Origin of the sequence: Flavobacterium sp. (assembly GCF_017744675.1) — a bacterium.
Taxonomy (GTDB): domain Bacteria; phylum Bacteroidota; class Bacteroidia; order Flavobacteriales; family Flavobacteriaceae; genus Flavobacterium.
This window is the reverse complement of sequence record NZ_JAGIAV010000004.1, coordinates 851,514-864,498: the sequence shown is the minus strand read 5'-3', so window position 1 is coordinate 864,498 and position 12,985 is coordinate 851,514. Positions and strand designations below refer to the sequence as shown.

General features: G+C 32.1%; 8 protein-coding genes. All 8 read left to right on the top strand.

The annotated features are described in order from the left end of the window. Window positions 1-345: 345 nt before the first annotated feature. The 8 genes from J7574_RS13980 to J7574_RS13945 all read left to right on the top strand — a co-directional run bounded on the left by J7574_RS13980 (window position 346) and on the right by J7574_RS13945 (window position 12,984). The gene (locus J7574_RS13980) at window positions 346-891 is read left to right on the top strand and encodes a DUF6252 family protein (RefSeq protein ID WP_290969540.1); all 546 of its coding nucleotides are present in this window, start codon (window positions 346-348) and stop codon (window positions 889-891) included. A gap of 171 nt (window positions 892-1,062) precedes the next feature. Further along, a complete protein-coding gene (corA, locus tag J7574_RS13975; protein ID WP_290969537.1) occupies window positions 1,063-2,136 on the top strand; it encodes a magnesium/cobalt transporter CorA in 1,074 nt (357 codons plus the stop codon). A 65-nt stretch (window positions 2,137-2,201) separates the two neighbouring features. Then, window positions 2,202-4,295: a phosphate acetyltransferase gene (pta, locus tag J7574_RS13970; RefSeq protein WP_290969534.1), complete on the top strand. Its 2,094-nt coding sequence runs from the start codon at window positions 2,202-2,204 to the stop codon at window positions 4,293-4,295. A gap of 116 nt (window positions 4,296-4,411) precedes the next feature. Beyond that, window positions 4,412-5,596 (top strand): acetate/propionate family kinase, encoded by a 1,185-nt coding sequence (locus J7574_RS13965; protein ID WP_290969531.1) that lies wholly within the window; start codon window positions 4,412-4,414, stop codon window positions 5,594-5,596. A 1-nt stretch (window position 5,597) separates the two neighbouring features. Beyond that, window positions 5,598-6,263: a hypothetical protein gene (locus tag J7574_RS13960; RefSeq protein ID WP_290969528.1), complete on the top strand. Its 666-nt coding sequence runs from the start codon at window positions 5,598-5,600 to the stop codon at window positions 6,261-6,263. Window positions 6,264-6,487: 224 nt separating this feature from the next. Continuing rightward, window positions 6,488-6,913: a DUF3995 domain-containing protein gene (locus tag J7574_RS13955; protein WP_290969525.1), complete on the top strand. Its 426-nt coding sequence runs from the start codon at window positions 6,488-6,490 to the stop codon at window positions 6,911-6,913. Window positions 6,914-6,983: 70 nt separating this feature from the next. After that, window positions 6,984-9,728: a histidine kinase gene (locus J7574_RS13950; RefSeq protein WP_290969522.1), complete on the top strand. Its 2,745-nt coding sequence runs from the start codon at window positions 6,984-6,986 to the stop codon at window positions 9,726-9,728. Between the two features lie 244 nt (window positions 9,729-9,972). Beyond that, window positions 9,973-12,984, top strand: coding sequence for a SusC/RagA family TonB-linked outer membrane protein (locus J7574_RS13945; protein WP_290969519.1), 3,012 nt, complete (start codon window positions 9,973-9,975; stop codon window positions 12,982-12,984). Window position 12,985 lies beyond the last annotated feature (1 nt).

The window sequence follows — 12,985 nt, the reverse complement described above, 5'->3', positions numbered from 1 at the left end:
TAAAATTTACATCATTTGTCTTTTTAAGCTCCGGTAAGCAGAAAAATCTTTTAATTAATGGTTTTGTTTTACATTCAGCACCTATTTTGCAGCGATAAATTGGATTTATTTTGTACCTTATTTGTACCATTTTGTTGTAAGTTGTTGATATATAGTTGTTTTATTTTTGAAGAAGTAAAATAATTCTTTAGTATTAAGTAATTAGTACAAAGTATTAAGATAGAAAACCGAGTCAGAAATGACTCGGTTTTTTTTTATAAAAAAAATTGTAGAATGAGGTTTTCCTCAAGTATAATATTTTAGTTTGATTTAGTTTTGGAAAAAATTAACCAAAAACAAATACGTATGAAGAAAATCTTGAGCTTCGGATTTATCCTTTTAACAATCTTATTTAGTGCATGCAGCAGTGACAATAATGATGATAGTGATGTTAATAATGTTGTTTCTGCGACTATAAATGGTACAGCATGGAAATCAACCAAAGTAAATAGCGTAACATTAATTAAAGTAAAAGGCGAAAACCAGCAACGTTTTGATATTAATATACAAGATAATGCTCAAATGTTATCGTTAGCTTGCTCAAGCGAACTTACAACTGCAGATGCAATGCCTTTAAAAGCTTATACTTTTGATGAAAACAATGATATTATAGATGCATTATTTATAAATACTTATTTAATTGATGGCAACACTTTTACGGAGCATTTTGTTGAGACTGGAACGTTAACTATAACGGCAATGGATCCTGCGAAAAAAACGGTATCAGGAACTTTTAGCTTTACTTCTAAAAAAGTAGGCTCTTTACAAACAAAAGTTAATACTCCGGAAGTCGTTGAAGTAAAAAATGGCGTTTTTACGAATCTATCCTATACTGTTTTGACTACGCCTTAATTAGAATTTTAATTTGTGGAAACCGAGTCAGAAATGGCTCGGTTTTTTTATGGATTTAGTTTAATGTACAGAAGCACTGCAGTGCGTCTAACTTCAGTTTTCGACAAACTGATAATTGTCATTTCCTGTTCAAATTCTTTTTCGTAATATTACTATTGTAAATTTTCATGAATGAGAAAGATTAAATACAAGAAAGGACGCAAGCTGCAACACATTACTTTAGAGTACACTGGCACGCATAAAGACCATGAAACAGAGATGCAACTTTTTGTGTATAATGACGCAGATGTTGTAGAATATGATAAGTTTACAGTCTTGGCTCTGAATTCTTGTTTTGATTACACTAAAAACAATTGGCTCAATATTCATGGGCTGAATGATATCAATCTTATTAAAATCATCGGTACACACTTCAAGTTAGATGATTTTCTTCTTGCCGATATTTTAAATACTACCAAAAGAACGAAACTAGAAGAACAGCAAGATGTTTTGTTCTTTAATATAAAATCGCTTCTTCCTTCTGAGTATTCAGATACGATTAGTGTAGAACAATTAAGTTTTATTTTGAAAGACGGAATCTTAATTTCCTTTCAAGAAAAACGAAGTGACTTCTTTACCCATATTCGAGAGCGTTTACGTACGCATGCTGGAATAGTTAGAAGTAAAAAAGTAGATTATCTCTTATACTTGCTTTTAGACGCTGTAATGGAAAATTTCTACATTACATTGGAAGACGAAGAGGACAAAATTGAAGAATTAATCAATTTGACTAAAAAAGACGCAAAGCCCGTGATTTTAGAAAAAATTGAAAATCACCGCGATAATTTAAATTTCCTAAAACGCTCCATCGTTCCGCTTCGAGATTCATTGTATTATTTGAAAACGAAAAAAGATGATGATGAAGATAATGGATTAATTCAGAAAGAAACTTTCAATTTCTTTATTAGACTGCATCAAAAGAGTTTAGAACTTTTAGAGCAGATAGAATCGGATATGAGTGCATTGGAAAGTGCTTCCAATTTTTATTTTTCGGAACAAAGCCGAAAAATGAATGAAATCATGAAAACGCTGACGATCATTTCAGCAATCTTTATTCCGCTAACTTTTATTGTGGGAGTATACGGAATGAATTTTGAAAACATGCCAGAGCTTAAAACCCAAAATGGCTATTTTGTAGTTATGGGTATAATGTTTTTACTGGTAATAGCCCTAATCATTTATTTCAAAAGAAGGCGCTGGTTTTAGTCTTCTGAGCATTTGAAAAATTAGGTTTTTGTGAATTTGGTATTTTAGAATAAAAACAGATAATTATGAGTAAAGCAATATATATAGCCACTAGCGATCATAATAGCGGTAAGTCAATTATCACGCTCGGTTTAATGAGCATTTTGATTGGCAAAACAGCCAAAGTAGGGTATTTTAGACCTATAATCGAAGATTTTGTTGATGGTGAGGTAGACAATCATATCGAGACCGTTTTGTCGTATTTTAACCTTGATATTGCTTTTGATGATGCCTACGCTATCACCAAAAGCAGATTGATTAAGAAAAAAAATAAAGGTAAAATAGGAGAGGTTCTCGACTTAATTATCGAAAAATATAAGAAGCTAGAAGAACGTTTCGATTTCGTTTTGGTTGAAGGAACCAGTTTTACAGGAGAAGGAACTTCAATTGAATTGGATTTAAATGTTTTAATCGCAAAAAACCTCGGAATTCCAACCATAATTGTAGGTTCTGGAGTTGGCAAAACCTTAGAAGAGCTTTTAGACAGTTTATACTTGGTTTACGATTCTTTCAAAATCAAAGAAGTCGAAGTTTTATCGATTTTTGCTAACAAAGTACAGCCAGAAAATATCGAGCTTGTTACAACTAGCTTGCAAAAGAGTCTGCCTTCAAATGTATTAATCAATACAATTCCGCTTATTTCTAGTTTGAACAATCCAACGATGCAGGAAATCGTTCACGAATTGAATGCTAAAGTGCTTTTTGGCGAAAATTATTTGAATAACGAAATTGGGCATTATAGCGTAGGTGCGATGCAGTTGCATAATTATCTGGTTCATTTGCACGATAATGCTTTAGTAATTACTCCAGGAGACCGTTCAGATATTATTTTAGGAGCTTTGCAAGCAAATGAATCAGCCAATTATCCTACTATTTCTGGAATTATCCTGACAGGAAATATTGTTCCAGAAGAAAGTATTTTAAAGCTTATAGAAGGACTTTCTGCCATAGTGCCAATTATTGCTGTTGATGGTGGAACGTATCATATTACCAATAAAATCGGTTCTATTAAATCGGAGATTTACGCCAATAATACACATAAAATAGAAACATCGATTAATACTTTTGAAAAATACGTTGAAATCGAAGCTTTATCGCAAAGAGTGATCACTTTCCAGCCTGAAGGCATGACGCCAAAAATGTTTCAATATAATATGGTGAAAAGAGCTAAACAGCATAGAAAACATATTGTATTACCAGAAGGAAACGACGACAGAATTATTACCGCAGCATCAAGATTGTTGGATATGGATGTGGTTGATATTTCTATTATTGGAGATAAAAAACAAATAGAAAGCAAAGTTGCAGAACTCGGACTTACATTTGATTTTTCTAAAGTGAATATCATCAATCCGATCGAATCTGAAATGTATGAAGACTATGCGAATACGTACTACGAGCTTAGAAAGGCAAAAAACGTAAGTATTACAATGGCAAGAGATTTAATGGAAGATGTTTCGTATTTCGGAACTATGATGGTCTATAAAGGCCATGCTGACGGAATGGTATCGGGTGCAGCGCATACCACGCAACATACCATTTTGCCAGCATTGCAATTCATTAAAACAAAACCAAATTCGTCTGTAGTTTCTTCGGTATTTTTTATGTGTTTAGAAGACCGCGTTTCTGTTTTTGGAGATTGTGCTATTAATCCAAACCCAACCGCAGAACAATTGGCAGAAATCGCAATTTCATCGGCAGAATCGAGCTTAGCTTTCGGAATCGAACCTAAAATTGCAATGCTTTCTTATTCTTCTGGATCATCAGGAAAAGGGGATGAGGTTGACAAAGTAAGAACAGCAACAGCAATTGTAAAAGAAAAAAGGCCAGATTTAAAAATTGAAGGTCCAATTCAGTACGATGCCGCAGTCGATTTAAGCGTAGGAAAAAGCAAAATGCCAGATTCTGAAGTAGCAGGACAAGCAAGTGTGTTGATTTTTCCTGATTTAAATACAGGAAATAACACTTACAAAGCTGTTCAAAGAGAAACTGGAGCCTTGGCAATCGGACCAATGTTGCAAGGTTTAAACAAACCCGTAAACGACTTAAGCCGTGGTTGTACTGTTGATGATATTATTAATACGGTTGTAATTACAGCAATTCAGGCGCAAGGAATGTAATTAATTGTGAATTGTTAATGGTAAATTGTGAATTAAACTTTGCTATAAAAAGTTTTGAGTCTTTAAAAAAAACTCAGCGCCTTAGAAACTTAGCATCTTAGCACCTTTAAATAAAAATGAAAATACTAATTATAAATTCAGGAAGTTCTTCAATTAAATACCAATTAATGATAATGCCAGAAAACGAAGTAATTTGCTCTGGAATGATAGATAGAATTGGATTAGAAACTTCAAATATAACCTTCAAAACAGCAATTGCTTCTCGCGAAGAAATGCTTCCTATTCCGAATCATAAAGTAGGTTTGGAAAAAGTAGCCAATATGCTTTTGGATACCGAAAAAGGAGTAATTAAATCAACTTCAGAGATTACAGCTGTCGGACATCGTGTTGTGCATGGCGGAAGTGATTTTAGCGCTACAGTTAAAATCGATGAGAAAGTAAAAGAAAAAATCAAGCAGCTTTTTGAATTAGCACCATTGCATAATCCAGCAAATTTAGAAGGAATCAACGTGGCAGAAGAGATTTTCAGCTCAGCCGAACAAATTGCTGTTTTTGATACCGCTTTTCATCAGACGATGCCAGAAGTAGCTTATAAATATGCCATTCCAAATTACCTTTTAACCGAAAATAAAGTGCGTGTTTACGGTTTTCACGGAACAAGCCATAAATATGTTTCTGAAAAAGCGATTGCTTATTTAAAAGACAATTCTAAAATAATTACCATTCACTTAGGAAACGGCTGTAGTATGGCGGCCATTAAAGACGGAAAATGCATCGATACCACAATGGGATTCTCGCCTTCAAATGGCTTAATTATGGGAACTCGCGCTGGAGATATTGATCAGTCGGTTATTTTTTATATGATTAAAAATTTAGGATATACACCAGACGAAGTAAACGCCGTTTTACTGAAACAAAGCGGTATGCTGGGACTTACAGGCTACAGCGATTTGCGTGATATTGAGTCAGAAGCAGAAAAAGGAAATAAAGATTGTCAGTTGGCATTACAAATGAATGCTTACAGAATTAGAAAGACAATTGGCGCTTATGCTGCGGCTTTAAACGGATTAAATGCTATTGTTTTTACTGCTGGAATAGGAGAGAATTCTTCTTTCATGCGTAATTTAATTTGTACCGATATGGATTATTTCGGAATTGAAATTGACGCAACAAAGAATCAAATTCGATCTAAAGAATTGAGAGAAATCAGTTCAGACAAATCAATTGTAAAAGTCTTGGTTGTTCCGACTGATGAAGAATACGAAATCGCCAATCAGGTTTATCAATTATTAGAAAGTTAATATGGTAGAATTCAGAAAGAAAATTGCTGAATTAGAAAAAAATATTGAAGGTAATTCGAAAAATAACGAATTGGATAATAGTTATTTAGTAAAACTTCCAGAAGAATTACAATTAGTTTTTAAATATAAAATTTTTGGAAATAATTTACTAGCGATTCCTGCAAAACTAATAAATGAAAACGATGATGAGGAATTTGAAAAACCGTTTAAGTTTCTAGATTCCTTAAGTGAAATTGAAGTGTTTGAAAGTGAATTTAGATCTGAAATTCCAGATAATTTTATTCAAATTGGTAGTTTTTATGACTCGACAGAAATTGTACTTTTAGATGTATTAAAAAAGACAATTCATGTTTTTCATATTTCTGATATTGTTGATAGTGACTGGCTAAATTACAAATTGAATAAAGAAATATGTGATTTGAATATATTTTTAAATAATATACAACTTCAAACAGTGTGTTGTTTAATCAATCCTGAAAATTATTCGGAATATGATATTTTTGAAATTAGAAATGGAACAGATTTAAAAAGTGAAAATGAGAATATTGAATTTCCAAATTTCGAAAATGTACAGATTGAGTATATTAAACGTATCAAATTATCTTTTAAAAAAGGATTTAAAATACATTATGCACCTCAAAAAGTACTAAATGAATTAGAAAAATGATCTTATGTAAAAAGAGAGGAGTTCCTTAATTGGGAGCTCTTCTCTTTTAAAAAAATTAAATATTTGTGAGTATCCTTGAGTTAAAAGCGAATATTTTGAAATCGATATTTTTTAAATCAATTTTCTTCTTTTTCATCGCTTTATAACTCCGACTGATGAAGAATACGAAATCGCCAATCAGGTTTATCAATTATTAGAAATTTAATTTAAAAAAAAAATCAGCCATGGCAAAAATCATTGCGACGCTATTATTTCTTATATTTCTATTTCTTTCTCTGATCCACTTGTATTGGGTTTTTGGAGGAAAATGGGGAACAGAAGGTGTTTATCCAACTCCAGATGTTCAGACACCACCTAAGAATCCGGGAATGCTGCCCACACTGATTGTTGCCATTGGTTTATTTAGTTGTGGTGTTTTTTATCTGATAAAAGTTAAAATCATTTTTGCCGAACTGCCTCTCTGGCTCGAAAAATATGGTTTGTGGTTTTTACTGGCAATATTCGCTGTAAGAACAATCGGAGATTTCAAATATGTTGGTTTTTTCAAAAAAATAAAAAATACCAGATTCGGACAGAATGATACAAAATACTTTGCTCCATTATGTTTGATAATCAGTTTTCTAATAATGTTTTTGTTGCTTCTAAACTGATTTTCTTCTTTCCTTTTTAAGACCAAAAATTAAATATTTGTGAGTATCTTTGGGTTTAAAAACGAATATCTTGAAATCGATACTTTTTAAATCAGTTTTCTTCTTTTTCATAGCTTTACAACTTCAAGCACAAGAATTACTACCATTTGTCGAAAATTACAGCAAGTCAGATTATCAAGGTGATAATCAGATCTGGAATGTAGCACAAGGAAATGATAATGCAATGTATTTTGCCAATAATCATTATTTGCTTCGCTACGACGGCGTAAAATGGGAAAAATATACACTTCCGAACAAAACAATCATTCGATCTATTCTGATTGAAGGTGATAAAATCTATTCTGGTTCATATAAAGAATTTGGCTATTGGTATAGAAAAGACGGAACCATGCACTATGTTTCTATTACCAAAAATCTAAGATTGTTTGATGAAAAAGACAACGAAGAAATCTGGAAAATATTCAGATTTAATGGTTCTCTCTATTTTCAATCTTTTAATGATGTTTTTATTTATGACGGAAAAACAATTAAGAAAATTAAATTCCCGTTTCTTATTTCGTATTGTTTTGGCGTAGATAAAGACTTATATGTTGCTTCAGTTAAAGATGGAATTTTTAAAATGAACGGCAAACATATCGCTAATCCGAAAGGATGGAACGTTTTGAAAAATACGGTTGTCCATGCCATAGAAAAATATCAAAATGAAACTTACATTTTTACACAGAAAAAAGGAGTTTTCCTTGTAGAAAAAAACGGGTTGAAAAGTTGGGATAATCCAATAAACGAAACATTAAAATCGGCTACAATTAATGTGGCAAAATTTGTCAAAAACGGAAAGCTAATTATCGGTACAGGAAATCGTGGGATTTTCATTTTAGATTTAAAAAACAATTCATTTAAAAATATTGAACGCAATAATGTTTTAATGAATAATTCGGTCCTGAGTTTAGGATTGGACAAAGAAAACGATTTGTGGCTTGGGTTAGATAATGGTATTGCACATGTTGAGGTTAATTCTCCTATTTCTTTCTTTTATGACAATTCAGGTATTTTAGGATCGGTATATGCGGTTGCGTCAATTAATAAAGGCTATTTAATCGCATCAAATCACGGTATTTTCGAGTATAGCGCCGGAAAATTTAATATGATGCCTAATACGCAAGGGCAGGGTTGGAATATTTCTCTTATTGACGGAAAATATATTATTGGTCACAATGATGGTACTTTTTCATACGAAAATAATGTTTTGACTAAGATAAATGGTGTAAGTGGTGGTTGGAACATGTCTAAAAGCAGTATCAATAATACCTACTTCCAGTCGACTTATAGTGGTATTTTGGTTTATGCCGATCCTTCAAATATGTCTCATTATAAAATCATTAAAGATCTGGCAAAACCCATTAAGTATGTTGCTCAAAACAAAAAAAATGAAATCTGGGCAGCCGATAATTACCGCGGATTATATCGTGTTATGCTAGATGATAATTACAATACTTTAAAAGTTGAAAATGTCACACAGCAGAGCAAAATACAAAATGATTTTGGGATTAAGATTTTTGAGTTTAGGAAAGAAATTCTTTTCCTCATTAATAATTCTTGGTATACCTACAATTCGATATCTGGCAAATTAGAAGAGAATGAATTGTTTAATACCAATTTTAAAAATGTAACCGACGTTGTTTCTATAGATGACGATCATTTTATGGTGCTGCAAAACGGGATCTTGTATCATATTTATGCGGAAGGAAGTAAGTTTGTCTGGAATATTATTCAAGAGAAATATTATAAAGGAAAATTGATTAATGAGAATCTAAGAATTTTCAAGAAAGATAATTATTATTTATTTAATCTAGACGATGGCTTTGTTTCGCTGAAACTCGAATATGAAAACAAACAAAATTCAGGATTGAAAATAGAAGCATTTAGTAATGATGTTTTAGTCCCGAGCGAAGAGAAAATTAAATTCAATACAGAATTAAGGATTAATGTCATTTCTGGAATTTATGGAGCAAGTAAACCAAATCTATTTTATAAACTTGATAAAGAAAAAGAGTTTATTCCTATTTCCGATGGATTAATCGTTTTGAACAATTTAAACAGCGGTTATCATACCGTAGAAATATTCAAACACGATGGAGCAACCTATGATAAAGTTTCATTTTATAAATTTAAAGTTGCAGAACCTTGGTATTTTTCTTTTTGGATGATTCTGCTTTATCTTCTTGTTATCGCGGCAGTTTTATTTTTCTATTATAAATGGAATAAGCTGCGCTATATGCAAAAACTAAAATTGCAGGCAGAAGAATTAAAACATCAAAGAGAAATTCTTGAGATGGAACTTAAGAAAGAAAACGAACTCAACATTCAAGAATATGAAAAACATATTCTAGAGTTAGAACTACAAGCAAAATCTTCTGAAGTAGCTGGAAAATCTTTGTCAATTGCCAAGCAGACCGAAATGATTGATAAAATTCAAGGCATTTTGGAGACTGAAAAAGATTTTAGCAAACTTAAAAACGAAATTAGAAAAGCTATTAAGATTAATGAAGTGAATAAACACGAATGGGAAACTTTTGAAACCAATTTGAACCAAATTCACAATGAGTTTATCATTAATCTCTCTAAAAAATACCCACAATTAACTCCAAAGGATATAAAACTCTGTGTTTATCTTAAAATGAACCTTTCGTCAAAGGAAATTGCTCCTATGATGAATATCTCTTTTAGAGGTGTAGAACTGCATAGATACCGTCTTAGAAAGAAGCTTAACCTCACTCAGGACGAAAATCTATCAAAGTTTTTATTAAGTCTGTAAGATTCGGTTTTATTTTTTATAGAATTTATATTTTTCAATATCATTTTTTATATAATTCCAATACATCATTACTACATCATAACGATATGTTAAAGAATTTTTGTTAACATTTATCCTGTTGATAATCAATGTTATAACGTTAATTTTTAACACAATGATGTAGCTATGCTGTAGTGGTATTTGATGTACTACAACGTTGTAATTGCTTAATTTGGCTCTACTAACTTAAACGATTACGTACTGTATGAAAAATTTTATTTTTAGCTTTTTAGCTCTCTTGCTACTGCCTACATATATGGTAGGACAAGCGCAAGCAATCAAAGGAAAAGTAGTGGACAGCAGCGGAATGGGAATTCCAGGAGCAATAATTGCTTCTGCTGACGCTAGGGCAACTGTAGATGCCGATTTCGATGGAAACTTTACCATCAATGCAAAACCTGGAGACATTTTAAAAGTTTCTATGTTAGGCTTTGATTCGGTTTCTGTACCGGCCACTGCCGCACCAATGACTATTACTTTAAAAGAAGCAGGAGACACTGCCTTAAAAGAAGTAGTTGTAATTGGATACGGTACAAGAAAGAAAATTGATAATACTTCGGCGGTTAGCTCAATTAAGTCCGAAGAGATTACCAAAATGAAGGTTTTAAATGCCTCTCAAGCTATTCAAGGTAAAGCAGCTGGTGTTCAGGTTTCTACTTCAGATGCACCTGGAAGTACGCCTTCTGTTGTAATTAGAGGGGCTGGTACTGCATTAGGAGGAAGAAACCCTCTTTATGTTGTAGATGGTATGCCTACTGAGAACATTAATAACATTAATACTAATGATATTACATCTTATGAAGTTTTAAAAGATGCTTCTTCATTGGCTATTTATGGTACCAGAGGTGCTAATGGTGTAATTATGATTACAACTAAAGGCGGTAAAGGAAAACTTACTGTAGATGTTGAAAGTTTTGCAGGTATAAGAACTCCACTGAAAAAAGTTAAAATGGCAAATAGTGACGAGTATGTTCGTTATAGCAATGCAGCTTATAGTGCAGCTTTTCCACAAGGTAGATTCTCTGCTAATCAGCCATATAACACAGATTGGCTAGATGCAATTACAAGAACTGGGTCTTATACTCAGAACAATATTTCGGTTTCAGGATCTTCAGAAAACGTAAAATACTTCTTTAGTGTTGGAAATTATGAAGAAAAAGGAATTTTAAACGGATCTGATTATGGACGTACTACATTCAGAAACAACAATGAGTTTAAACTTTCTGAAAAAGTTAAATTAACTCAAAACTTTAGTGTAAGTAGTATCAAAAATACGCCAATGCCTTTAAGTGCATTTACTAATGCTTATAGACAATCTCCGTTAGTTCCTGTACGTTATGCTGATGGAAAATATGGTGTGCCATTTGTTTCAAATGGAGTTGTAGCTGAAACTGGACAATCGTTTAATAATGTTGGAAACCCAGTAGCTCAACTGGATTATACTAATGAACAACAAAAAACGGTTACATTACAAGGAGGATTAAAATTAGATTGGGATATTATCAAATCTTTAAAATTCACATCACAATTTAATGGAGAATATTATACTTACAAACAGTATAATTATGTAGATAATTTAGCACTTTGGTTATCTGCTGATCCTACTCGTGTAAAATCAGATTATGATACTAGTAGTTTAAATACAAATACTTTGACAAGAAGCAGAGATGAATATTTTAATTGGAATTTATCAAACTACTTAACTTATAATAAAGTTTTTGCAGAAATTCATGATGTTGAGGTTACTGCAGGTATCGAAGCAAATGTTCAAGGTACAAGAGAGAAATTAACTATTGATAGAAAAAATGTAAATCCAAATTCTAATTACTGGTCTTTGAAAGATGTTAACAATGCATCTAATGTAACTGGTTATAAAGATGAAGCGCTTAACCAAAGAAGATTAGCATCTTATTTTGCTCGTTTCCAATATAAATTGATGGATAGATATTTGGTTACTGGTACAGTAAGACGTGACGGTTCATCACAATTTAGCGAAGACAATCGTTGGGGAACATTCCCGTCAGTTGGTTTAGGATGGATTATTTCAAAAGAAAGTTTCTTAAGTAATGTAGAACCAATTAATTTGTTAAAACTTAGAGGATCTTGGGGTAGATTAGGAAATCAAAATGTACCTCTTAACACGCAAGTCTTTACTTCAGGATTAGATTATCCAGATTTTGGTTCAGGTGTAACAATTAATTCTCAGGTAGATCCTAATTTATCTTGGGAGATTGTAGAAGAACTTTCAGGAGGTTTTGATTTTGAAATGTTTAATAGCAGATTAAAAGGATCTTTTGATTTGTACGACAAAAATACAACAAACACAATTTTGAATGTTAAACCATATTCAACTTCAGGAATTACACTAGCTACACCTGCACATGTTGGTGAAGTGTCTAACAAAGGTTATGAAATTGCATTGCGTTGGGATGATAAAATCAATGATAATTTAAGTTATTGGATTGGAGGGAATTTTTCTCATAATAAAAATGAACTTACAAGTCTTAAAAATGTTCAGCTAAATCCAATTATTGGGGGAAGTTTAGGGAATGGTCAAAATACCAAAATCTTGGATAATACATCAGTAGGACAACCATTAGGTAGTTTTTATGTGTATGAATACGCTGGTGTTGACCCAGCAAATGGTCAAATGTTATACTACAAAGCTGATGGTTCTAAAGTCCCTCAGACTGGCTTAGATGAACTTAAAGATAAAAAATATGTGGGTTCTCTTCTACCAACTTCTACTTATGGAGTTACTTTAGGATTGACATACAAAAACATTGATTTTTCTGTTGATGGTTATGGAACAGGAGGAGCAAAAGTATATAATGGAAAAAAAGCACAAAGATTTGGAGGAGAAAATGTAGAAGCTTCTATGGCTAATAATTTTTGGACACCTACAAATACATCATCTTCAATTCCTGCACCTTCTAATTTAACTCCTTTTGCTTCAACCTATTATTTAGAATCTGCTGATTTCTTTAGAATTAATAACATCACTTTAGGATATAAACTTCCAATAAAAGAGAACAATTTTATTAGCTATTGCAGATTATATGTAAACGCAATTAACCCATTTATTACACAAAAATTCTCTGGATTCTCACCAGATGTGGTGTCTGATGGTAAATTAGTTGAAGGTACTCAGGGTGTTGAGCTAGATGCTTACCCATCATTGAGATCTTTTGTAGTAGGTGCAAATTTAAAATTTTAAT

Coding starts and splice junctions, on each gene's coding strand:
- J7574_RS13980 (WP_290969540.1), top strand. CDS start 346: ATGAAGAAAATCTTGAGCTTCGGATTTATCCTTTTAACAATCTTATTT.
- corA (WP_290969537.1), top strand. CDS start 1,063: ATGAGAAAGATTAAATACAAGAAAGGACGCAAGCTGCAACACATTACT.
- pta (WP_290969534.1), top strand. CDS start 2,202: ATGAGTAAAGCAATATATATAGCCACTAGCGATCATAATAGCGGTAAG.
- J7574_RS13965 (WP_290969531.1), top strand. CDS start 4,412: ATGAAAATACTAATTATAAATTCAGGAAGTTCTTCAATTAAATACCAA.
- J7574_RS13960 (WP_290969528.1), top strand. CDS start 5,598: ATGGTAGAATTCAGAAAGAAAATTGCTGAATTAGAAAAAAATATTGAA.
- J7574_RS13955 (WP_290969525.1), top strand. CDS start 6,488: ATGGCAAAAATCATTGCGACGCTATTATTTCTTATATTTCTATTTCTT.
- J7574_RS13945 (WP_290969519.1), top strand. CDS start 9,973: ATGAAAAATTTTATTTTTAGCTTTTTAGCTCTCTTGCTACTGCCTACA.